The sequence below is a fragment of the Ochrobactrum sp. AP1BH01-1 genome (genome assembly GCF_018066705.1).
Taxonomy (GTDB): Bacteria; Pseudomonadota; Alphaproteobacteria; order Rhizobiales; family Rhizobiaceae; genus Brucella.
The window spans coordinates 776,241-797,584 of record NZ_JAGPOU010000002.1 but is presented as its reverse complement, the minus strand read 5'-3'; the positions used below and the strand labels follow the sequence as shown (position 1 = coordinate 797,584).

Genomic DNA, 21,344 nt, shown 5'->3' with positions numbered 1-21,344 from the left:
AACTGTCGGGGCGCAACTCGAAAACCGTAAAGCGGTTTTCGGAGAGGTGCTCTGGACATTCCGGAGAGGGAAAACGGGCGGCGGCAAGCCGCCCGTATTTATTTGGAGCGGTTCCGGCCGAGAGGGTGTCGCTGGAACCGCTCTCGATATTGTTTTGCAGCATTGGCCTTGCGCAAAGCCGCTTCGCACCTTTTGTCGGAAGTGCATTGGAGCGGGCTTCGGCGCTCCAAACCCTTCACTTGAAGCATAATCTTATCGATCCTCGGGTCGGATTATGCTCTAAAGCTTCACCTGACAGGCGGAGCAGACTATCTGTGTAGGACAGAAAGCGTTTTCCAGACCGCCATTTATTCGGGACGCGCTATAAAGTGGAGTAAGACCATGGGGCAATTGCAGGCCATCATCGTTCCCGTCACGCCTTTCCAGCAGAACTGCACCATTCTGTTCGACAGCGAGACCAAGAAGGGCGTGGTGATCGATCCGGGCGGTGACCTCGACCGCATCCTGGATGCGATTGGATCCCAGGGGGTCGATGTCGAGGCCATCTGGATCACACACGGCCATATCGATCATGCTGCGGCTGCGCTCGATCTCAAGGAAGCCCTGGATGTGGACATTATCGGCCCGCACAAGGATGACAAATTCCTGCTCGACAATCTGGCAACGACCGGCCTGAAATACGGCCTTACCGAAGGCGTGCGCAATGTGACTCCGGACCGCTGGCTGAACGAGGGCGACAAGGTTTCCGTTGCCGGTCACGAGTTCGAGGTCTTCCATACGCCGGGTCATGCGCCGGGCCATGTCGTGTTCTTCAACCCGGAAGCGCGATTCGCCATTGTCGGCGACGTGCTTTTCAATGGTTCGGTCGGGCGCACCGACTTGCCGGGGGGCGACCACGCGGCGCTGATTCGCTCCATCAAGGAGAAGCTGCTGCCGCTCGGCGACGATATCGGCTTCATCTGCGGGCACGGTCCCGGCGGACGGTTCGGCGAGGAGCGACGCTCCAATCCGTTTCTGAACGACATCGGATATGCATAATGAAAAAGCCGCCCCGAAGGGCGGCTTTTTACTGACTTGTGCTGTCTCAGTTGGCGGAGCAGAAATGATCGCGTCCGTCATAACCGCGATAGGTGCCGGTGTTCGGATTGAACGACCGGTAACGGTCCGAGCAATACTGATACCAGCCACGGCTCCACGGTTCATAGCCTGAGCGGTAATAGGTTACCTGACGCGCCGGAGCTGCCGGATAATAGGCGGGCGGCGGCGGAGGCGGTGCATAGACTGGCGCAGCAGGCTGCACATAGGTCGGCTGCGGCTGGCTCAATGCGCTGCCGATGAGGGCGCCTGCGGCAAGGCCGATCACGCCGGCGGCGACAGCGTCGCCGTGATCGCGATGCCGGTCACGGTAGTAATAGGGACGATCCCAGCCGCCACGATCCCAACCAGGGCGACCCCAGGAATCTGCCGATGCCGCGGCAAGCGGTGCAGCAACCGCTGCCAGGGATGCCGCTGCCAGAATGGCTGTTTTCGCAAATCGGTTCATTGTTCGCTCCTTCAGAAGCTCGACTGCAATCTCTCCGATACGCTTGCCGAAAGAAGCACGGACGTATCGTTTATGAATAACTAATTAAATCTTTCGACATGAATGGAGGCTGAACAATGGTGAAGGCCGGGAGAAAGCGGGCAGTTTCCGGTAAATTACGTGCAATATCTGTAATATTTCGCGTTTGGAACGAGATACATCGACACGCGCTCCCGAGGCAGCCATAGGCGCGAGGGAGAAAACAATAAAAAACCCCGGCAGAAGCCGGGGCAAGTGGTAGGTTCATTTATGAACGATCAACCGGTGACGGTGATGTTCACGGCCTTCGGGCCCTTGCCGCGACGATCCGGTTCCGTCTCGTAGGAAACCTTCTGATTGTCTGCGAGGCCGGTTAGGCCAGAAGCCTGTACTGCGGAGATGTGTACGAAGATGTCTGCGCCACCGTCGTCCGGCTTGATGAAACCGAAACCTTTTTCGGTATTGAAGAATTTGACCTGTCCGGTCTGTGCCATGGGATCCGTTCCTTTTCCTTGGCGCCACCGCTCTTGTGGAGACGGTGGTATTACTATTTCTGCCAAGCGCACCACACACCCGGCAGAGGGTTATGCAGGCAGTTCTCGACATTGGGAAGGAACCGATCATTGCCGAAGGGGAGCCTCCGACCCGGAACTTATAGCGGCCCCGGCACGCCGTTCTTCCAGTCTTCCATTTGTTCGCTAAATGCCCGAACAGATGGAGACTGATCTATGAAGCGGTATTTGGCAAGCAAATTCTTTGGGTGAGGTATGATTGTTTCTCTTTGAACCGGTACGGTTTTAATTTTTTACGATTGTTTCAAGAAAATCGCCTGCCGATTTCCAAAATAGAACAGGGTATCGCCAATATATAGAGAATTTAACCGGTTATGCTTGGGTTTTCTCATCGATTGCGCGAAACTATGCATGCGCCGCCGGCTGCGCGCAGCTTCGCGCAAATGCCGTCGGCAGCGGCCCGGCTGTCGGCGCCGATGCGCACGGCATAGATGCCGCGACGTCCCATCGGCGTGCGTATCCGGCTGATGACGGGATCGTGGCCTGCCAGCACGGCGCTGAACTGCCTGCGCAGGCGTGCCCATTGATTGGCGGCAGCGCTGCGGCGGAAATTGCCTGCGACCTGTATGCCCCAGGGCTTCGGCTTCACGCGCGACATCGGAATGGTGGCGCTGCGGATGATCGGCAGGCGCTTGCAGGCGTCATCGAAGGCAAGCTTGGCGTCGAGCGGACGGTTCACGATCTCCTTGCCCGCGGCGAAGTCGTCGGCAGGCGCGCCGGTGATATCCAGCACGTAATTTTCAGTCTCGAGGGGCAGAAATCCGCCGGATCGCATCCAGCTGGAAACGCGCCCGGCCCCTGCATTATAGGCGGCGGCTGCAAGGCCCCAATTGCCGAAAGCGCCTTTCAGGTCGCGCAGGAAACTCGCCGATGCGGGGATGGCCTGCTCGATATCGAAGGGATCGGCCAGCCCGCGCTCCCTTGCGGTATAGGGCATGAACTGCGCAATGCCTTCGGCACCGACCGGGCTCACGGCCTTGTGGTCGAACCGGCTCTCCTTCCAGATCAGCCTGGCGAAGAAATCGCGCGGGATGCCATGGGCATCGGCATTGGCGCCGATAAGCTGGCAGATGCGGCCGACGGTCGGCGCCTTCTTCTCCGGCGGCAGGGGCGGCGCATAGACCGGCGGGGTGGGCTCGCTGGCTGCATAGGGCGAAGTGATGCCGAAAGGCATGCTGAAAAGCTGCGAAGCCAGAATAATCGCTATGCTGTGCCGGTACCGATTCATGCTGCCTGTTCCGCCCCTCGACCACGGCCAAGGTAACCTATATGGGCCGGTTGTCGATATGGTCCGCATGGTTTTGCACTTTCTGCAGAAGACTTGCCGTTATTGCAGGCTGCGCCATCTTAATTTTCGGGAAAAAAGGAGAGGAAAATGCAATTTCACCAATTCAGACAATTAGCTGCGCTCGCGGGCGCACTGCTTCTCGCCGGTTGCGTTGCGGAAGGCGGGGTGGACCATCGTCCGCCGATGCGTCCCGGTCCGTCGCAGCCGCAAATCTGCCCGATGAATTATGCGCCGGTCTGCGCGCAGCGCGGCTCCTCGCGTAAAACCTTCGGCAATTCATGCCAGGCGCGGGCTGAGGGTTATCGCGTCATTTCCAACGGTGCTTGCTCATCGCGGCCAGGACCGGGCTGGGGTGGGGCGGGCGGAATGCACCCGCCGCACCAGGGCAACAGGCCGGGCAGACCGGCCGCGGGCGCCTGCACCCGGGAGTTCATGCCGGTTTGCGCGCGGCGCGGCAATGACAGGCGCACTTTCTCCAACCGTTGCGAAGCCGACCGTGCGGGCTACCGCATCATGAGCAGCGGGCAGTGTCGCTGAGGAGGGCTCAAAGAAGGGCAGCAAATGCTGCCCTTTGCTTCTTCTTGCAGAAAACTTGCGATTCCAGGTCGAACTGCGCTTGCCTGATTAGGCTTTCACATAACGAAACTTAAAGGCTGTCGCGTGCTCGTCGAGCGGTTTGATTTTCCCGGCGGTTCGGAGCTTTTGCAGTGCAATCTTCACTTTCTGCATGTCATCCTCTCCGCTAAGTTGTCGAACAATTTTATTTGTAAGTTCAGCACCTGGATTACCGTCAAGATGGGAGAGAATAACGTCTTCTATGGACGCTATCTTTTGGTGCTTAATTATTACCAAGAAGGCATTTTCTTTTTCAAGGAAAACTGGATCAACCAAGCCGGCCTTTTTAAGCTCATTCTTTGCCGTATCTAAGCCTTCACCAATGTCGTGATTGACGGGATTAGGTAAGTTATGCAGCATTCTTACGATGTTAGGATTCCGGGAAAAACGGTCATCATAAAGATTCTCTATCTTCATATAACCGGGCAGTCGTCCAGGACTTTGTATTTCAATCTTATTGTCAAATATTCTGACGTGTATATCGTCATTAAGGCTGTAATCTCTATGTATGACGGCGTTTACAAGTATTTCTTTTAATGCTTCGGATGGGTATTGAAGTTTTACGAGTTGCCCTCCATCATGAAATGATGCGCCGTCAATATATTTTGATACTTGATGTATTGTCTTTTTGATTACGTCCTCAATCCCACCTGTAATCGTTATCGGTAGTTCTTCAAGTTGCTCTCTTTTGTATTCCGATTCTGTTGTTCTAAGTCTGTATACCTTCACAGCGCATCGAGTTTCCATCGTGGCTTGCGGTTCTTCATCAAATAGCAATACGCAGCCAACATTAGGAACCCTTGATCCTTCCTTGACCGTTAACAAACGTTGTTTGCGTAGGAAATTTTCAACACTTAAATTCGTCCCCACCCTTTGCATATAGTCGGCCAAGCTCGGACTGTCCGCAAAATCGCTAATTTCAACATGCATCACCGGACGAGTTTCAAATGGTTCCGCACCTTTTGAGTAGCCGAGTTGAGTTATACGCTCCCCTTTTATTTTCTTTTTCTGGGCATTTATTCTGATATAACAATCCCCAGCCGCAGTATAATGCACTTTCGGGCTTTTAGGGACCGATATATGTAATATTAAGCCTTTATTCTCCACTTTTAGGAATTCTATGCCTACATTTTCAACGGCGGGTGATGTTTCTTCCAAAAGTGTGGAAATAACCTGGTTCGCTTCTTCGGGTTCAACATATCCGATAATACGTTCACCAGGCTGAACTTTATCTTCAATGCCAACATAGAGATCCCCGCCGTCCGAATTGGCAAAAGCTACGAAGCATTCTTGCAACTTAGACGGGGATATTCTTTTACTTTTGAAATCGTTGAAGTGGTCCTCATTCAAGTTCAATATCGACGATATGTCTTTCCTCGTTATTTCTCTTACTTCCAATTTAATCCCCCTCCCCATTTGATGAATTCAAGGCATAGTCCATACATAGTTGTCTATCAAGTCACCGCCCCGGTCGGCCTGTCTTGCCGGGGCGACGCTTCTTGCGCGCTGTCTCTGCCGGGTCTTCGTATGAGCCGATACCAGTGCGCTCACGGCGGATCGCCGCGTCGTTGCCGCCGCTTGGCACTTCCGTCCGCTTGACCGTCATTTCATCAAGCGTGTTCTTGCGGAACAGCGGTTTTGCCATGTCGGAGCCCGGTCCCATATCGTCAAGCGACGGCTTCTGGAACAAAGACGGTTTGCCAAGTGGGCGCGTCGTATCCGCGCCCATTTCATCCAGCGTCGGCTTGCGGAAGCGCGAATTGCCGGTGGGCTTGCCCTTGTTGCGGCCGGCTCCCGCATCGCCCGCCTCGAACTCGCGCGCCAGCGGATCGTCGGCGATGGCCAGTTCCGTTTCGCGCAGGCGCTTGATCTCGTCGCGCAGGCGCGCCGCTTTTTCGAAGTCGAGATCGGCAGCGGCGTCGCGCATCTGCTTTTCCAGATGCTCCAGATGGGCGGCAAGGTTGTTGCCCATCATCGCGCCTTCTTCCGCGAAGCCCGAAATATCCGCGCGGACATGATCGCGCTCGTAAACCGAGCCGAGAATATCCGAGATATTCTTCTTCACCGAAGCAGGCGTGATGCCATGCTCTTCATTATAGGCGACCTGCTTTTCACGGCGGCGGCTGGTTTCGTCCATCGCCCGCTGCATCGAGCCGGTAATATTGTCGGCGTAGAGAATGACCTTGCCGTCAACGTTACGCGCCGCACGGCCGATGGTCTGGATGAGCGAGGTTTCCGAGCGCAGGAAGCCTTCCTTGTCGGCATCGAGAATGGCGACGAAGCCGCATTCGGGAATGTCGAGGCCCTCGCGCAGCAGGTTGATGCCGACCAGCACGTCGAAGGCGCCAAGGCGCAGGTCGCGGATGATCTCGATGCGCTCCAGCGTGTCGATATCCGAGTGCATGTAGCGCACACGCACGCCCTGTTCATGCAGATATTCGGTCAGGTCTTCGGCCATGCGCTTGGTCAGCACCGTGACCAGCGTGCGATAGCCCTTCGCCGCCGTGTCGCGAATTTCGCCGAGCACGTCATCGACCTGCGTCTTGGCCGGGCGGATTTCCACTGGCGGGTCGATCAGCCCGGTCGGGCGGATGACCTGTTCTGCGAACACGCCTCCCGCTTCTTCCATCTCCCAGTTGCCCGGCGTTGCCGAAACCGCGATGGTCTGCGGACGCATGGCGTCCCATTCCTCGAAGCGGAGCGGACGGTTATCCATGCAGGACGGCAGGCGGAAGCCATATTCGGCCAGCGTTGCCTTGCGGCGGAAGTCGCCGCGATACATGCCGCCGATCTGCGGAACCGTGACGTGGCTTTCGTCGATGAAAACCAGTGCATTGTCGGGAATATATTCGAACAGCGTCGGCGGCGGCTCGCCCGGATTGCGGCCCGTGAGATAGCGCGAATAGTTTTCGATGCCCGCGCAGGAGCCGGTCGCTTCCAGCATTTCGAGATCGAATGTCGTGCGCTGGTCGAGGCGCTGCGCTTCCAGAAGGCGGCCGGCGCGTGTCAGTTCGTCAAGGCGGTGCTTCAGCTCCTCCTTGATTGACTTGATCGCCTGATTGAGCGTCGGGCGCGGCGTCACATAGTGCGAGTTCGCGTAGATCTTCACCGATTTCAGCTCGCCGGTCTTCTGGCCGGTCAGCGGGTCGAACTCGGTAATGGATTCGATCTCGTCACCGAAAAGCGAAATGCGCCAGGCGCGATCTTCCAAGTGGGCCGGGAACAGTTCGATCGTGTCGCCGCGCACGCGGAACGAGCCGCGCACGAAGTTGATGTCCTGCCGCTTGTATTGCTGCGCCACCAGATCGGCGAGAAGCTGGCGCTGGTCGAGCCGGTCGCCGATCTTCATCTCGAAGGTCATGGCCGTATAGGTTTCGACCGAACCGATACCGTAGATGCACGACACGGAGGCGACGATGATGACGTCGTCGCGCTCAAGCAGCGCACGGGTGGCCGAGTGGCGCATCCGGTCGATCTGCTCGTTGATGGACGATTCCTTCTCGATATAGGTGTCCGAGCGCGGCACATAGGCTTCCGGCTGGTAGTAATCGTAGTAGGAAACGAAATATTCGACGGCGTTGTTCGGAAAGAAATTCTTGAACTCGCCGTAAAGCTGCGCGGCCAAGGTCTTGTTGGGCGCGAGGATCAGGGCAGGGCGCTGCGTCTGCTGGATGACCTGCGCCATGGTGAAGGTCTTACCCGAGCCGGTGACGCCGAGCAGAACCTGCGTGCGGTCGTCGTTCTCCAGCCCCTCCACGAGATCGCGGATTGCGGTCGGCTGGTCGCCGGACGGCTCGAAGTCGGTCTCCATTCGGATCGGCACGCCGCCTTCGGATTTTTCCGGACGGGCGGGGCGATGCGGCGTCCAGAGTTCGCCATTCTTGAACAGCGGATTGCCGGAGGCGATCAGGTCCGACAGGGCCTGAACCGTCGCCGTCGCGCCGGACGCGTTGAGGCCGGTGGCGTCTTCCAGGCTGATGTCGAGACCGGCGACCGGATTGAGGCCCGCCGCCGCGCGTTCCTTGGCCGAAGCGGCGCCGCCCATCGACGTGCCGCGACCGGTGCGCGACGCTTCCTTGCTGCGCTCGGGAATCTTCTTGGGTTGTTTGGGATTTTTCGCACGTGGCTTTGCAGCCTCGTCTCCGATCTCCTTCGCCCAATCGGCGATGGAGCCGGACAGGGGCGCGCCGGAAAACCCGGCCTGCGGCGCTTCACCGAAGCCGCCAGCCTTGTCGTGCGAATCCTGGGAATGTTTGTCTTTTGAGGAAGCCATGACCCTATATTGTTACCGCATGTCTTAAGCGGAAAACCGGTTTCCACTTTTCTGCGACATGCTTCCAATATGGAATTTCAGGGCCCAAATGAAAAGAGTGCCGAGACGAAATCCTCGGCACCCTCAACGGATCCGGCGATGCTCCTGACAGCAGGCTGTCAGGAGGCGCCCGTTCCGCAGATGGCTTTACAGCCTGCCGCCCATGCGGATGCGCGGGCCGGGACCAAAGCCGCGACCGAAACCGGGATGATAGCCCGGATGGTCGTTCCAGCCCGGACGGTCTACCCAATGCGGGCGCGGCGGTCCCCAGTTCGACTGGCAATTGCGGCCGATACAACCATTATAGATGTTGGGGCCGCGACCGCCCCAGCCGCCGCGATAATAAGGATCGTAATACCGCGGGCCGCTATTGGCGACCGCAGCGCCGATGGCCATGCCTGCGATCAGCGGTATGCCGACTGCGGCGGCGGTAGAGCCGAAATTGTCATTGGTCGTGTAGCCATTGCCCGTCTGGATGGCGATATAGCTTGATGCCGCCCAGCCGGTCATGCCGCCATAAGTCACCTGACACCAGCCATAGCCATTGGTGCAGCCACCGACTGTAACTCCAACACCATTCGGGATCGCCCCGATGGTTCCATACTGGGTGCCGGGGCCAGTGCGCAGATTAACGGTCGAGGTGACGATTGCCGACGATGCATAAGCATTTGCTGAAACAAGGAATGCTAATGTAAATATGGAAGCTTTCACCGATAGGTTCATTTATCGTTCCTCTAATATACTTTCGATGATTACTTATAGCATGGAGATTATTATCGGGACGCATCACGGATCATCAATTTCAATTCATGATTAATTATTGCCAACCTTTTGGGTTCAACCTGATTCTAACGGTTTAAGCGCGTTGCGCGGCACTTTTCTTCCGGGCGGCCTTGTCTCATATTAGAGCCCGACTCTCTCAAGCACTTAAGGACTGACATCGATGAATACTGACAATGCGCCGAAGGGGATGCTGACATTGCGCGTTCCGGCCATGCCCAAGGATGCGAACGCGGCGTTTGACATTTTCGGCGGCTGGGTTATGGCGCAGATGGACTCGGCATCCGGCATTCGCGCCGCCGAGCGTGCGAAAGGCCGCGTGGTGACTGCGGCCGTCCGTGAAATGTCCTTCGCCAAGCCGGTGAAGATCGGTGACGCGCTCTGCGTCTATACGGAGATTACGCGGGTGGGGCGCAGCTCGATCACGCTGCGGGTTGAAGCATGGGCGCAGCGTTATCTGACCCAGCAGATGGATCTCGTGACCCATGGCGAGTTCGTCATGGTTTCTCTCGATGAGAACGGCAAGCCGACGCCGGTGCCGCCGGAAGAATAGAACGGACAAGGAAAAGCCCGGTATCAACCGGGCTTTGTCTTACTTGCAGGCGCGATAGCCGCTGCGGCGCTGCATCAGGTCGAAATGGAAGTGATCGGCATGTTCCGGGTTGTAGCCGGGGCCGAGAACCGTCGTGAAATAGCCGCAGGCATCGGAGCGCACGCTGTTGAGCAGGCCTTTTTCCCGGAAGGCGAAGAAGCCCGGCTTGCGCACCATGATATTCTTGCCGTTGTTCAGCACGATCTTGGTGACGTCGATGGCGTTGCCGCGTGAATGTTCCGACATTTTCGCGCCGCGACGGTGGTTCATGGTGCGGCAGGAATAGCCGCCTGCATTATAGATCGTGCTGACACCGGACAGATAGCGCAGCCGCGAGGCGGGTTGCAGGTCGCCCTTGATCCAGCGGGCAAAGGCCTCCGTCACCTGACAATTCAGCGTCGCCGCCGGTTTGAAGGCGATGGACCCGCCGTTGAAGCCCGACACTTCGATCGGGTTCTCGATATGGCAGGAGCTGCTGCGATAGATGGTCGGCTTTTCCCTGAAGACGACACCGAGCCGTTTGAGGCGCGTGCGGCAGGCCGCTTCCGCATTGGACATCGTGTAGATGTTTTCCGCGGCTGTTACCGGATTTTGGATCGGAGCCGCGAAGCCGTAGTCGCCAGAATATTGGGGCCGGTTCTGCGGCGCGGATTGCGCGACGTGGTTTTCCTCCTCTTCGGCAAGCCCGACGACGCGCTCTCCCTGCGGCTCCTGCATGACGGGCGCGGCGGTAACCGGGGCGGCATTTGCCACCGGGGCTTCAGGCACCATCACGTCCGAATTGCCGACGCTTGCCAGCGGGCGCGGGGCGCTCTCGCCGGAACAGCCAGCGATAATGGCCAGCAGAGCGATGGACAAAGAGGGGGCCAGACCTCGCAACCGGGGGCGCTGGCGGCTGACTGGGGCGGACAACGCAGAACTCATGTCCATACCTTTTCTTCAGGAGACCAGACCGATGGCGTTCCCTGAATATTAGCTTGCAAGCGTAAAGGAAGAGTCAGCGCCCGCGTTAAGGGCTGTGGCGTAAACGGGGCAGGCGCAAACGGCAGGATTGGCAAAATGCCGCCGTTGTTCTATCACCGTGCGGCGGTTTCGGGCCACGCCGCAACACCATCCTCCCGGTCCCTGAAGTCATTTCCATGTCAGCACTGATTTCGCCAAGCGTCCTGCCGATCCTGCTTCTCATCGGCTCCAACGTTTTCATGACATTCGCCTGGTACGGGCACCTGAAATTCACCAGCACGCCGCTCGTCACCGTCATCTTCATCAGCTGGGGTATCGCGCTGATCGAATATTGCATGGCGGTCCCGGCAAACCGCATCGGGCATGAGGTCTATTCGGCGGCGCAGCTCAAGACCATCCAGGAGGTCATCACGCTGGTGATCTTCAGCCTGTTCTCGGTGTTTTATCTCAAGGAAGCCTTTACCTGGCACCACCTACTGGGCTTTGCGCTCATTGCAGGCGGGGCGGCTTTGATTTTCAAGGCCTGATGGAAATCACTCGGCGGCAGCAAGCGCGGGCTTGCGTTTCCAGAACATGGGAATGAGTTCGACGGCCATCATGGCGGAGAAGATCAGTCCGCAGCCGACAAGGCCGATGAAGGTCACGCGTTCGCCGAGGAAGATGGCGCCGAACAGGGCCGCGAAAAGCGCTTCCGAGGCCAGGAAGATCGCGGCCTGCGCGGAGGTGGTATAGCGCTGCCCGATGGCCTGCAAGGTGAAGGCGACGCCGGACGAGAAAACGCCGGTGAAGAGGATTTCCTTCCAGGTCAGCGCGATGGCGGTCCAGTTGAAGTCCTCCACCATGGAAGCAATGGCAAGCCCGGCGACGGCGCTGGTCGCGAACTGGACACAGCTCAGCGTTATGGGTCTTCCAGCGCGGTTTGCCTTGCCGATTAAAACCACCTGCAAAGCCCAGAACACGGCGCCGCCGATGACCAGCAGGTCGCCCTGCTTGAGCGCGGTCAGCGTGCCGCCGGAGAGCAGGAAGATGCCTGCAAGGCAGGCCGCCGCACTTGGCCAGACCACCGGATGCGGCCATGTGCGAAACAGGATGACGCCGAGCACCGGCACCATCACGACATAAAGCCCGGTCAGAAAACCGGCATTGGTGACGGATGTGGTGATGAGCCCGATCTGCTGGAGAACAAGCCCGATGAACAGGCTCAGGCCGATGACCATGAAGAAGAGATAATCCGACCGGCTGAGGCCGATCTTCATGCGGCGCCCTTCGGCCACGGCCCATGGCAGGACCGTGAGCGAGGCGATTGCCGAGCGGATGCCGATGAACAGAAACGGCCCGATGCTGGCCATCGCCGTCGATTGCGCGACGAAGCCCATGCCCCAGATGGCACCCGCCAGAAGCAGCAGCATGTTGGCCTGTACGCGCGTCATTCTTACCTCGGTTCGATCTTTTTCAGCCGTCATGCTATATGCAATATTACGGGCAGGCGGCAAGGGAACTTCCGATTCTGCGACATTCATGCATGATTTGATTCTGGTCAGTGTGGTTTCTTGCGGCGGGGGTTTTATGCTTTCTTTGTATCGTCAATTTGCTGTGGTGGCCGCTGCCGTGGCGTCGATTGCCACAACCATGCTGTTTATGGCGGGTGGAGAATCGCAGGCGGCCTTCAGGAAGGTTCGCGACACACAGGTTCTGTGCGATTTCGCGCAGAACTGCACATTGACCCTGACGCCGGTTGCGAGCGATGGCGCGCCGGGATTTGGCATCTTTCGCGGCAGCCAGCCGGGGTCGAAACCGGCTTTGCGGCTCTCCTATGTCGACCCGTCGCAGAAAAACGGCAAGCTGGAGATTTCCGTCGACGGTGAGGCGCTGCTTGACGTGGTTGTTTCGGCTTTGAAGGGGCAGGACGATCAGCTGGATTATACGGGTGATCTCGCCAGGGCGCTCGAAGCCATGAAGAACGGCCAGAAGTTGCAGCTGAAATTGGCCGGAAAGACGTTCACCTATTCGCTTTCGGGCCTCGTCGGCGGGCTGATCTATGTAGACGAACAGCAATCGCGCGATGGAACCGTCGAGGCGTTGCAGGTCAAGGGCAGCAAACCGGCGCCCCTGCCGCCGGTGCTCAAGCTGATTGAAACGGTGGAACGGATACCGGCAGAAATCCGCAAGGATTTTTCCGATGAAGCGGCGGTTTGCGGTGGGGCAAGCCCCGAAACCTTCCGCAATGCGGGCGGTTTCGAAACGAAGATTGCCGATGGGCTCGATCTCATCGGCCTGCCGTGCGGATCGCCCGGCGCCTATAACCAGCCCTATGCTTTTTACAGCCGCTACGAAAACAAGATCGTGCCGATCTCCCTGCCGACCATTTCCGACGCCGGCCCGACGGTGACCGATACGGCATGGAACATCGACTGGAACCAGAAAACCCTGACGCTGACGGCTTTCTTCAAGGGCAGGGGGCTGGGCGATTGCGGCATTTACGATGCCTGGAAAGCCACGGACAGCGGCGAGGGCCGGGTGCGTTTCGTGCTGGTGCAGGAACGCTCGAAAGGCGACTGCGACGGCAATTATGCGGGAGGTCCGGAAAAGTGGCCCGCGAGCTGGCCTGTCAAGGCGAAATAGTCGTCTTGAAAGAGTGCCGCTTCGCATAGAATTGACAGGAACATGTTTTTCCGCGTGAAATGATTGATGGAAATGCTATAGTTCTGTGAATGGTTATTCGAACGGTTCCGAGACGGATGTTTCGGTGACCGTTTTCTTTTTGTGTCTCGGAGGCTGGCAAGCCTCCAAAGGGCGCCTCGCACTATCCAAGCATTGCGCGAGGTGAGGCGGGCAAATCAAACTGCCGGTGCGTGCAGGGCCTCGGGGAGAGGCGAAGCGCCGGACGAAGGAAAGGAATGGGTATGGAAAAATTCCCTATGACCCCTGGCGGTTTCGAAAAGCTCAAGGAAGAGCTGCGCTGGCGTCAGCAATCGGAACGCCCCCGGATTATTGAGGCGATTGCGGAAGCACGCGCACATGGCGACCTTTCGGAAAACGCCGAATATCATGCTGCGAAAGAAGCCCAGAGCCTGAATGAAGGCCGTATCAACGAGCTGGAAGATCTGGTTGCGCGCGCTGAAGTCATCGACGTTTCCAAGCTGTCTGGCGACCGCATCAAGTTCGGCGCTACCGTCACCATGATCGACGAAGATACGGAAGAAGAGAAAATCTACCAGATCGTCGGCGATCAGGAAGCCGATGTGAAGGAAGGCCGCATCTCCATTTCATCGCCGATTGCCCGCGCGCTGATCGGCAAGGGCGAAGGCGACACGATCGAGGTGAATGCACCGGGCGGTTCGCGTTCCTACGAAATCGTCGCACTGAAATTCGTCTGATTTCCATGAAAGTCCCGGTTCACGACGTCGAGGTGGTGGCGCCGAATTTCAAGCGCCGCCTCTCGGGTGTCACATCGACGATCGTTCAGCTTATCCCATTGCAGCGCGCAAAGGGCCTGAACATCGCGACGATGGGGCCGGGCCTGCCCGACGCGCTTCCGCATCTTGGCTGGGGCGCGTTGTTGTCCTTCTGGTCGAAGCCGCGATCGAAACCGTTCCGCATCTGGCATGCGCGGCGCAACATCGAAATGCTCGCCGGTATTTTCATGCGCGATGTGCTGCGCATGAAATTGAGGCTGATCTTTACTTCGGCTGCGCAGCGCCACCACAAGCCTTTCACCAAATGGCTTATCCGCCGCATGAATGCGGTGATTGCAACGAGCGGTCGCTCGGGAAGTTTTCTCGAGGTGCCGCATCAGGTCATCATGCATGGCGTGGACTTGCAGCGGTTTCATCCGCCTGTTGGCGATGACGATAGTTTCGCGGCGTCGGGCCTGCCCGGAAAATATGCCGTCGGCTGCTTTGGCCGCGTGCGTTCCTCCAAGGGGACGGACCTTTTCGTCGATGCGATGGTCGCGCTTTTGCCGAAATATCCGGAATGGACGGCGATCATTACCGGACGAACGACTGCCGAACACCAGTCGTTCGGGGACGGGCTGAAAGCGAAGATCGCGGCTGCCGGTTTGCAGGACCGTATCTTCATCCTGGGCGAAGTTCCCGACATTCGCGTCTGGTATCGCCGGCTGACGCTTTATGTTGCGCCATCGCGCAATGAAGGTTTCGGGCTGACGCCGCTGGAAGCCATGGCGTCGCAGACGGCAGTGGTTGCCAGCGATGCAGGCGCCTATGCCGAAATGATCGTGGAAGGCACCGGCACTTCGGTTGCGGCTGGCGACGGCGAAGCGCTGCGCAAGGCTATCGAGCCTTATCTGGCCGATCCGGCTCTGGCCGAGCGCGACGGCGAAAATGCTCTCAGGCACGTTCGCGCCACGTTTCCGCTCGAAAAGGAAGCCGCTGCAATCAGCGGCGTTTACGAGCGCGTGTTCGCCGGGAAATAATCGGAAACTTCCCGGCACAGACCGTCAGAATATCAGAGAATCATCAGCGGTTCGTCCTTGACCGGACGAATGGTGAGAGCCGTGCGCACAGAATCCACATTGGGAGCGGCGGTCAGTTCCTCGATCACGAAGGTCTGGAACGTGTTGAGATCGCGCGCGACGCAATGGAGCAGGAAATCGGACTCGCCCGAAACCATCCAAGCGCGGCGTACCAGCGGCCATTGCTTGGTTTTTTCCGCAAAAGCCTTCAGATCGGCGTCCGCCTGACGGTGCAGGCCGACAGAGCAGAACGCAACGAGGTCCTGTCCGAGCGAATTGCCGTTGAGAATGGCGCGATAACCCCGGATGACGCCGCTTTCTTCCAGCTTGCGCACGCGGCGAAGGCAGGGCGGAGCCGAGATGCCGACGCGTTCAGCCAGCTCGACATTGGTGATGCGCCCGTTATTCTGGAGCTCCCGAAGGATTTTCCAATCGATTTCATCCAGATCGGCCTTGATCGGCATGCGTAACTCCGCGCGCAAGGAAATTTCATTCCGGGGTAATTATAGAACATTCGTCGCCATCGCGGCGCAATCTAATCCTGCTCATATCAAATGATACGGTCGGATGTAAACCGTCTAACACTCTGTCAACGCACCCAAAAAGCGCGAGTGAACAGGATATACACGGTAACGAGCTCCAGACGTCCGGCCAGCATCAGGAAGGAAAGGACCCATAGGGCCGGGTCGTGAATGGTGGAAAAGTTGCCGACAGGGCCAATCGTATCGCCCAAACCGGGGCCGACATTGGAAAGCGCGGTCAGCGAGCCGGTGAAAGCGGAGACGAAGTCCAGTCCCAGCGCGGCGAGCAGCACCGCGCCGACGACAAGCGAGGCGCAGTAAAGGAACAGGTAGAGAAGGACGTTCTGCGCGATGTCGCCGGAGATTTCGGAGCTTCCATAGCGCATCCTGATGACGGCGTGCGGCATGATGAGCCGGGCGAGGTTCGCCTGCGTCAGGCTCCACAGGATGATGAGGCGGTTCATCTTTACGCCGCCGGAGGTGGAGCCGGCGCAGCCGCCGAGAAACGAAGCGAGAAAGAAAATTCCGATCGCCGGCGGTCCCCACAGCGAATAGTCTTCCGTGGCATAGCCGGTCGTGGTGATGACCGACACGAAATGGAACGAGGCGGAAATCAGCGCGTCGCCGAAAGGTACGTCGGAGCCGAGCCGCAGCACCACGGCAAGCGCAAAGCTGAACCCGATCACGATTGTGAAGAACAGTTTTACCTGCGGGTCGGCAAGCGATTCCATGCGGCGCGGCATGAAGGCCTTGATGTAAAGCACGAAGGGGAGCGCCGAGAGCGCCATGAAGATCGTGGACACGACCAGAAGCAGGCGGTTTCCTTCATAAAAGCCGATTGAACTGTCGTGGGTGGAAAAACCTGCCGTCGCCACTGTGGTCAGGCCATGGTTGATGGCGTCGAAAACGCTCATGCCAACCGCGAAATAGGCGATGATGCAGGCGGCTGTGAGGCTGAGATAGGCTGCGACGATGCCAAGCGCGATCTGGTTCATGCGCGGCAGGATTTTTTCCGATTTATCGGAGTTCTCCATATGAAACAGCGCAAGCCCGCCCGCCCGCAGCGACGGCAGCAACAGAAGGGCAAGGCCGATAAAGCCTATGCCTCCGATCCAGCAGAGCAGGGAACGCCACAGGAGAATGCCGCGCTGCATGTTGTCGAGCCCGGTGAGCGCGGTCGCGCCGGTGGACGTGACCCCTGACATAGCCTCGAAGAACGCCGTGGCATAGCTGATCGGCAGATGCGAGAAATAGAGCGGGATCGAGCCGAGAAAGCTCGCAGTCAGCCAGAGGCACGCCGTCAGCAGAAAACCGAGACGCGGCGTGAAGCGCATTGTCTGGTTTTGCGTGGCAAGCAGGAACAGCGCAGAAAGAGCGCCTGTCGCGGCGGCGGAGCGGACGAAGATCAGCCAGTCGTCGCTTCCGTCGCGTAGGTCGATGGCCGCAGGCAGAAGCATGGCAGCCGCCATGATGAGGCCGAAACGCGCACAGATATTGGCGACTGTCTTGTAAATGGCGGCCGGCTCCGGGTTGGCGGATTATTCCTCGTATCAAGCTTGTTTAGCGTGAGATCGATCCACCCGCAACGTACTGGCGCGAAAGGGTTTGCTTAAATGGTCACAAGCTGTGGCTAAAGCACAGCAAATCCCTGTGGAACCTTGCAAACAATCAGGGGCGGACCTACCTTGGCCATAATATCGGGGCATTGGCCGAACAGGATGCGCAGGCGATTCTGGTGGGCCGAAACCCGCTGCTTTAAATCGATTTTAGAGTGCGCCGGATCGGGAACGGTTTGGGGTGCACGCGAAAACCAACATATGGGGCGCTGATCCGGCTTGAGCAGGCCGAAGCGCTCCGGGACCGGAGAAAACTTCATGTCACAGCGTCATGCGCCAGTCATTGTCATCGGCTCGGGTCCTGCTGGTTATACTGCGGCGATTTATGCTGCCCGCGCCATGCTGAAGCCCATCGTGATTGCCGGGCTGCAGCAGGGCGGTCAGCTGATGATCACGACCGACGTGGAAAACTATCCGGGCTATGCCGATCCGGTGCAGGGACCGTGGATGATGGACCAGATGGCGACGCAGGCGCAGAATGTCGGCGCTGAAATCGTCCACGACATCATCACCGAAGTTGAGACGACGGTGCGTCCTTTCCGTCTGAAAGGGGATTCCGGCACCATCTATACCTGCGATGCCCTGATTATCGCCACGGGCGCACAGGCCAAGTGGCTTGGCCTCGACAGCGAGCAGACCTTCATGGGCGGCGGCGTTTCGGCCTGCGCCACCTGCGACGGTTTCTTCTATCGCGGCAAGGATGTGGTCGTGGTCGGCGGCGGCAATACCGCTGTCGAGGAAGCGCTTTATCTTTCGCACATCGCCAAGAGCGTGACGGTCGTGCATCGCCGCGACGGTTTCCGTGCGGAAAAGATCATGCAGGATCGCCTGCTTTCGCGCCAGAACGTCTCCGTTGTCTGGAACAGCGTGATCGACGAAATCCTCGGCACCGAAGCGAAGCCGCCGATGGGCGCGACTGTGACCGGCGTTCGCCTCAAGAATGTGGTGACGGGCGAAACGCAGGAACTCGATACGCACGGCGTTTTTGTCGCTATCGGCCACGCACCTGCGGTTTCTTTGTTCGAGGGCAAACTCAAGCAGAAGCCGAACGGCTATTTGTGGACCGCGCCTGATTCGACGGCTACCGACGTTCCGGGCATTTTCGCCGCGGGCGACGTCACGGACGACATCTATCGTCAGGCCGTGACTGCTGCCGGTATGGGCTGCATGGCTGCTCTTGAAGCCGAGCGCTGGCTTGCCGCACAGGAACCGCTGCACGAAGCTGCGGAGTAATGAGAGGGGAAAACCGTGGTCGCACCGCTCGACTGGGATAAACTGCGCATTTTTCATGCGGCGGCTGAGGCTGGGTCGTTCACCCACGCGGCCCAGACATTGCATCTGTCGCAATCGGCTATTTCGCGTCAGGTAAGCGCGCTTGAGCAGGATGTCGGCGTCCCGCTGTTTCATCGTCATGCGCGAGGGCTGATCCTGACGGAGCAGGGCGAAACGCTTTATCGCACGGCGCATGACGTGCTGATGAAGCTGGAGAATGTCCGCTCGAAGCTTGCCGAGAGCAAGGAAAAGCCAACCGGCCGCCTTCGCGTCACGACGACCGTCGGTCTCGGCTCCGGCTGGCTGATCGAACGCATTCAGGAATTCGTCGAGCTTTATCCAGATATCCAGCTCCAGCTGATCCTCGACAATGAGGAACTGGACCTGACGATGCGCCATGCCGATTGCGCCATCCGGTTGCGGCAGCCGCAGCAGCCCGACCTGATCCAGCGCCGCCTGTTCACTGTGCATATGCATGTCTATGCGTCGGCGGGCTATGTCTCGAAATATGGCAAGCTGAACTCAATCGACGAGATCGACCAGCACCGCGTCGTGACCTTCGGTGAACCGGCGCCAAGCTATCTGACCGGCCTGAACTGGCTGGAGATTGCTGGACGTGCTGACGGAAGCTCGCGCATTCCGGCATTGCAAGTCAACAATCTCCTGTCGATCCGCCGCGCCGTGCAGCGGGGCGTCGGCATCGCGGTTCTGCCCGACTATATGGCGGACAAGGAATCCGGTCTGGTGCAGCTTTTGCCGGAACTCGAAGAAATACCGTCCTTCGATACGTTCTTCTGCTACCCGGAAGCCTTGAAGAACTCCGCGAAATTGCACGCCTTCCGCGACTTCCTGTTCTCGAAGGCCCGCAACTGGACCTATTGATCGCATCTTGCGATTCATCAAAAGGCCGCGCTGGTGATTAGCGCGGCCATTTTTGTTTAGGGCGGCCGCCACCCCGCTCCCTCATCCTTGTACGTTGGCGGTGGTATAAAATGGATGGCGTGGCGGAAGCGCGTAGCGCCGTCTCGAAAGGTGAGGGCCCGCCGCCTCGGTTCATGGTTGCCGATCAGAGTGAGCTTGGGATATGACGTGCAACGTGTGCATTATAAAGAACTGTCAACTGCGACAGTAGATTAGATAATGGTGACAATTATAATAACAACCGTGTTTATTCAAAACTAATTTTACTAAAGTTTACTGGAGATAGAAATGAGCGCGTCAAGTTGGACGTCGATTGATTTTTTTCAAGTTTCTCTGGAAGGGTATCAGGACGAGGCTGAATTATACGCCAATGGTAACATGCAGATCCCGGTCTATATTGATATTAGGGCTGTCGACAACAATGGTCTGCCGGTTCAGCTTTATAAGCCGTAGAAAATTCGAAGCATAGATCACGTTGTATTGCTGGAAAAAAAGATCGATAATTTTATTCATCGACCTTTTTATCATGGACTGCGATATGCACATCAAGGTGAGGGTGATGCGATTGTGATCATACTCTTTACTTGCGTGGCAGCAGGCGCTGGACTTCCTTGGAAGCATCGGCAAGGGCCTCTTCCGGCGTAGCGGACTGCTCAACGACGCGGGAAAGATTGTCCACGATGGTCTGCGTCACCTTCACGCCGTTGGAACCGGGGAAGGCATACCACGGGATCATCAGGTTCATCTGGCTGAGACCAGCCTTGAAGAGCGGATTTTCCTCATAGAACTTGCCGAGATATTCGTCGGACTTTGCGGCGAGTTCGTTGTTAGGCACGTAGCCGGTGCCGGGAACGACCACGGACGCGCCATATGGTCCGGCGGCAAACTTGGCGAATTTCCATGCGGCATCAAGCTTGGACTGATCTTCGGTCAGGATGACAACCGCGTTGCCGCCGGTCGGCAGGCGACCCTTCTCAGCGTTGATGAGCGGGATCTTCGCCGTGCGAAGATCGAACTTGTCGCCGACATTCTTGATTGTGTTGCGCAGCGCGCCCGTCGTCTGGAACGAGAAACCGACCTTGCCAGCCGCGAAAGCCTGTTCGCCAGCCGCCTTGGTCAGAACCGGCATGCCGCCTTCCTTCACCATGCGGTCGACGAGCTTGAAGGCTTCGAGCCCCTCCGGCCCGTTGAAGGCGACCTTCTTCTCGTCTTCGGTCAGCATGGTGCCGCCCGCGCCGAACAGAAGCGCGGAGAACATCCAGTCGTCGCCCTGCCAGCGGAAATCGATGCCCTCATTGCCGTTGCCGAGCGCCTTGATCTTGCCGCCCAGTTCAATCACTTCGTCCCAGGTGGTGGGGGGATTGTCGGGATTGCCGCCTGCGGCCTTCAGAAGATCGGCGTTGTAATACATGATCGGGTTGGAGGTTGCGAAAGCAAGGCCGACCTGACGGTCGCCCACGCGGGCGAGGCTGAGCAGGTGATCTGTGAAGCCCTGCGCTTCCATGTCGGTTTCTTTTTCGACCAGCGGTTTCATGTCGACGCCGATATTGCGTTCTGCCAGTACGCGCAGGCGGTTCAAGCCGGTGAAGGTGATATCCGGCATTTCCGACGTGCCGGCCTGACGCATGATCGTCTGGATGCCTTCTTCGTAGGTGGCCGACGGGCTGACGAAGTTGATCTTGATGTCCGGATTTTCTTCCATGAACTTCTTGGAGATGTCGGCCATGACATCCTTGAAGAAGCCGGGCATCGGGTAGTGCACGTTCAGTGTCGTGTCGGCAAAGGCAGGCGAGCCGAAGGCCGTTGCCATGGCAAGAGCGGCAAGCGCGCCGGAAAAGCGTTTCATGTTTTGAACTC

The 21,344-nt window shown here is 58.1% G+C and carries 21 protein-coding genes; 10 read left to right on the top strand and 11 right to left on the bottom strand.

From position 1 onward, the window contains the following. Positions 1-381: 381 nt before the first annotated feature. Positions 382-1,038, top strand: coding sequence for an MBL fold metallo-hydrolase (locus tag J9800_RS09210; protein ID WP_114216327.1), 657 nt, complete (start codon positions 382-384; stop codon positions 1,036-1,038). 46 nt (positions 1,039-1,084) lie between these two features. Here the strand turns inward: J9800_RS09210 and J9800_RS09205 are convergent, their stop codons facing one another. From J9800_RS09205 to J9800_RS09195, 3 genes are all read right to left on the bottom strand, one after another. After that, on the bottom strand, positions 1,085-1,543 hold the full coding sequence (locus J9800_RS09205) for a BA14K family protein (protein WP_114216328.1): 459 nt from the start codon (positions 1,541-1,543) through the stop codon (positions 1,085-1,087). A gap of 296 nt (positions 1,544-1,839) precedes the next feature. Further along, entirely contained in the window at positions 1,840-2,055 is a 216-nt protein-coding gene (locus J9800_RS09200; RefSeq protein ID WP_006471910.1) for a cold-shock protein, read from the bottom strand. Between the two features lie 406 nt (positions 2,056-2,461). Continuing rightward, positions 2,462-3,361: an SPOR domain-containing protein gene (locus tag J9800_RS09195; RefSeq protein WP_286167605.1), complete on the bottom strand. Its 900-nt coding sequence runs from the start codon at positions 3,359-3,361 to the stop codon at positions 2,462-2,464. 147 nt (positions 3,362-3,508) lie between these two features. Here J9800_RS09195 and J9800_RS09190 point away from each other — a divergent pair, with 147 nt between their 5' ends. Further along, complete coding sequence (locus J9800_RS09190) at positions 3,509-3,958, top strand: Kazal-type serine protease inhibitor family protein (protein ID WP_112585788.1); 450 nt, start codon at positions 3,509-3,511, stop codon at positions 3,956-3,958. Between the two features lie 87 nt (positions 3,959-4,045). On the opposite strand, the gene J9800_RS09185 is transcribed toward J9800_RS09190, so the two are convergent. From J9800_RS09185 to J9800_RS09175, 3 genes are all read right to left on the bottom strand, one after another. Continuing rightward, the gene (locus tag J9800_RS09185) at positions 4,046-5,386 is read right to left on the bottom strand and encodes an RNA-binding domain-containing protein (protein WP_205315955.1); all 1,341 of its coding nucleotides are present in this window, start codon (positions 5,384-5,386) and stop codon (positions 4,046-4,048) included. 109 nt (positions 5,387-5,495) lie between these two features. Beyond that, positions 5,496-8,309, bottom strand: coding sequence for an excinuclease ABC subunit UvrB (gene uvrB / locus J9800_RS09180; RefSeq protein WP_114216330.1), 2,814 nt, complete (start codon positions 8,307-8,309; stop codon positions 5,496-5,498). Positions 8,310-8,495: 186 nt separating this feature from the next. Next, positions 8,496-9,071 (bottom strand): SH3 domain-containing protein, encoded by a 576-nt coding sequence (locus J9800_RS09175; protein ID WP_112585796.1) that lies wholly within the window; start codon positions 9,069-9,071, stop codon positions 8,496-8,498. Between the two features lie 220 nt (positions 9,072-9,291). Here J9800_RS09175 and J9800_RS09170 point away from each other — a divergent pair, with 220 nt between their 5' ends. Further along, the gene (locus J9800_RS09170) at positions 9,292-9,681 is read left to right on the top strand and encodes an acyl-CoA thioesterase (RefSeq protein ID WP_010659642.1); all 390 of its coding nucleotides are present in this window, start codon (positions 9,292-9,294) and stop codon (positions 9,679-9,681) included. Between the two features lie 39 nt (positions 9,682-9,720). Here J9800_RS09170 and J9800_RS09165 read toward each other — a convergent pair whose 3' ends face one another. After that, positions 9,721-10,644 carry an extensin-like domain-containing protein gene (locus tag J9800_RS09165; protein ID WP_112585991.1) on the bottom strand — a complete coding sequence of 308 codons (924 nt, stop codon included), beginning with the start codon at positions 10,642-10,644 and terminating at the stop codon, positions 9,721-9,723. A gap of 215 nt (positions 10,645-10,859) precedes the next feature. On the opposite strand from J9800_RS09165, the gene J9800_RS09160 reads away from it, so the two are divergent. Then, positions 10,860-11,210, top strand: a complete 351-nt coding sequence (locus tag J9800_RS09160; protein WP_112585798.1) for a DMT family protein — start codon at positions 10,860-10,862, stop codon at positions 11,208-11,210. Between the two features lie 6 nt (positions 11,211-11,216). Here the strand turns inward: J9800_RS09160 and J9800_RS09155 are convergent, their stop codons facing one another. Next, a complete protein-coding gene (locus J9800_RS09155; protein ID WP_114216390.1) occupies positions 11,217-12,113 on the bottom strand; it encodes a DMT family transporter in 897 nt (298 codons plus the stop codon). A gap of 136 nt (positions 12,114-12,249) precedes the next feature. Between J9800_RS09155 and J9800_RS09150 the strand changes: the two genes are divergently transcribed. The 3 genes from J9800_RS09150 to J9800_RS09140 all read left to right on the top strand — a co-directional run bounded on the left by J9800_RS09150 (position 12,250) and on the right by J9800_RS09140 (position 15,118). Further along, a complete protein-coding gene (locus J9800_RS09150) occupies positions 12,250-13,305 on the top strand; it encodes a DUF1176 domain-containing protein (protein ID WP_114216391.1) in 1,056 nt (351 codons plus the stop codon). 281 nt (positions 13,306-13,586) lie between these two features. After that, positions 13,587-14,060 (top strand): transcription elongation factor GreA, encoded by a 474-nt coding sequence (greA, locus tag J9800_RS09145; RefSeq protein ID WP_112585800.1) that lies wholly within the window; start codon positions 13,587-13,589, stop codon positions 14,058-14,060. A gap of 5 nt (positions 14,061-14,065) precedes the next feature. Next, positions 14,066-15,118 (top strand): glycosyltransferase family 4 protein, encoded by a 1,053-nt coding sequence (locus J9800_RS09140; protein WP_114216331.1) that lies wholly within the window; start codon positions 14,066-14,068, stop codon positions 15,116-15,118. A 32-nt stretch (positions 15,119-15,150) separates the two neighbouring features. On the opposite strand, the gene J9800_RS09135 is transcribed toward J9800_RS09140, so the two are convergent. Next, positions 15,151-15,621, bottom strand: coding sequence for an Lrp/AsnC family transcriptional regulator (locus J9800_RS09135; RefSeq protein WP_006471903.1), 471 nt, complete (start codon positions 15,619-15,621; stop codon positions 15,151-15,153). Positions 15,622-15,746: 125 nt separating this feature from the next. After that, entirely contained in the window at positions 15,747-17,147 is a 1,401-nt protein-coding gene (locus J9800_RS09130) for a TrkH family potassium uptake protein (RefSeq protein WP_114216332.1), read from the bottom strand. 405 nt (positions 17,148-17,552) lie between these two features. On the opposite strand from J9800_RS09130, the gene trxB reads away from it, so the two are divergent. The 3 genes from trxB (at position 17,553) to J9800_RS09115 (ending at position 19,940) form a co-directional block, all read left to right on the top strand. After that, complete coding sequence (gene trxB, locus J9800_RS09125) at positions 17,553-18,527, top strand: thioredoxin-disulfide reductase (RefSeq protein ID WP_006471901.1); 975 nt, start codon at positions 17,553-17,555, stop codon at positions 18,525-18,527. 15 nt (positions 18,528-18,542) lie between these two features. Continuing rightward, positions 18,543-19,448 (top strand): LysR family transcriptional regulator, encoded by a 906-nt coding sequence (locus J9800_RS09120; RefSeq protein WP_114216333.1) that lies wholly within the window; start codon positions 18,543-18,545, stop codon positions 19,446-19,448. A gap of 327 nt (positions 19,449-19,775) precedes the next feature. Then, positions 19,776-19,940, top strand: coding sequence for a hypothetical protein (locus J9800_RS09115; RefSeq protein ID WP_162792674.1), 165 nt, complete (start codon positions 19,776-19,778; stop codon positions 19,938-19,940). 127 nt (positions 19,941-20,067) lie between these two features. Here J9800_RS09115 and J9800_RS09110 read toward each other — a convergent pair whose 3' ends face one another. Continuing rightward, on the bottom strand, positions 20,068-21,333 hold the full coding sequence (locus J9800_RS09110; RefSeq protein ID WP_114216334.1) for an ABC transporter substrate-binding protein: 1,266 nt from the start codon (positions 21,331-21,333) through the stop codon (positions 20,068-20,070). Positions 21,334-21,344: the final 11 nt, after the last annotated feature.

Excerpts from the sequence above, each read along its gene's own strand:
- J9800_RS09210 (WP_114216327.1), top strand. The coding sequence starts at position 382 with ATGGGGCAATTGCAGGCCATCATCGTTCCCGTCACGCCTTTCCAGCAG.
- J9800_RS09205 (WP_114216328.1), bottom strand. The coding sequence starts at position 1,543 with ATGAACCGATTTGCGAAAACAGCCATTCTGGCAGCGGCATCCCTGGCA.
- J9800_RS09200 (WP_006471910.1), bottom strand. The coding sequence starts at position 2,055 with ATGGCACAGACCGGACAGGTCAAATTCTTCAATACCGAAAAAGGTTTC.
- J9800_RS09195 (WP_286167605.1), bottom strand. The coding sequence starts at position 3,361 with ATGAATCGGTACCGGCACAGCATAGCGATTATTCTGGCTTCGCAGCTT.
- J9800_RS09190 (WP_112585788.1), top strand. The coding sequence starts at position 3,509 with ATGCAATTTCACCAATTCAGACAATTAGCTGCGCTCGCGGGCGCACTG.
- uvrB (WP_114216330.1), bottom strand. The coding sequence starts at position 8,309 with ATGGCTTCCTCAAAAGACAAACATTCCCAGGATTCGCACGACAAGGCT.
- J9800_RS09175 (WP_112585796.1), bottom strand. The coding sequence starts at position 9,071 with ATGAACCTATCGGTGAAAGCTTCCATATTTACATTAGCATTCCTTGTT.
- J9800_RS09170 (WP_010659642.1), top strand. The coding sequence starts at position 9,292 with ATGAATACTGACAATGCGCCGAAGGGGATGCTGACATTGCGCGTTCCG.
- J9800_RS09165 (WP_112585991.1), bottom strand. The coding sequence starts at position 10,644 with ATGAGTTCTGCGTTGTCCGCCCCAGTCAGCCGCCAGCGCCCCCGGTTG.
- J9800_RS09160 (WP_112585798.1), top strand. The coding sequence starts at position 10,860 with ATGTCAGCACTGATTTCGCCAAGCGTCCTGCCGATCCTGCTTCTCATC.
- J9800_RS09155 (WP_114216390.1), bottom strand. The coding sequence starts at position 12,113 with ATGACGCGCGTACAGGCCAACATGCTGCTGCTTCTGGCGGGTGCCATC.
- J9800_RS09150 (WP_114216391.1), top strand. The coding sequence starts at position 12,250 with ATGCTTTCTTTGTATCGTCAATTTGCTGTGGTGGCCGCTGCCGTGGCG.
- greA (WP_112585800.1), top strand. The coding sequence starts at position 13,587 with ATGGAAAAATTCCCTATGACCCCTGGCGGTTTCGAAAAGCTCAAGGAA.
- J9800_RS09140 (WP_114216331.1), top strand. The coding sequence starts at position 14,066 with ATGAAAGTCCCGGTTCACGACGTCGAGGTGGTGGCGCCGAATTTCAAG.
- J9800_RS09135 (WP_006471903.1), bottom strand. The coding sequence starts at position 15,621 with ATGCCGATCAAGGCCGATCTGGATGAAATCGATTGGAAAATCCTTCGG.
- J9800_RS09130 (WP_114216332.1), bottom strand. The coding sequence starts at position 17,147 with ATGGCGGCTGCCATGCTTCTGCCTGCGGCCATCGACCTACGCGACGGA.
- trxB (WP_006471901.1), top strand. The coding sequence starts at position 17,553 with ATGTCACAGCGTCATGCGCCAGTCATTGTCATCGGCTCGGGTCCTGCT.
- J9800_RS09115 (WP_162792674.1), top strand. The coding sequence starts at position 19,776 with ATGAGCGCGTCAAGTTGGACGTCGATTGATTTTTTTCAAGTTTCTCTG.
- J9800_RS09110 (WP_114216334.1), bottom strand. The coding sequence starts at position 21,333 with ATGAAACGCTTTTCCGGCGCGCTTGCCGCTCTTGCCATGGCAACGGCC.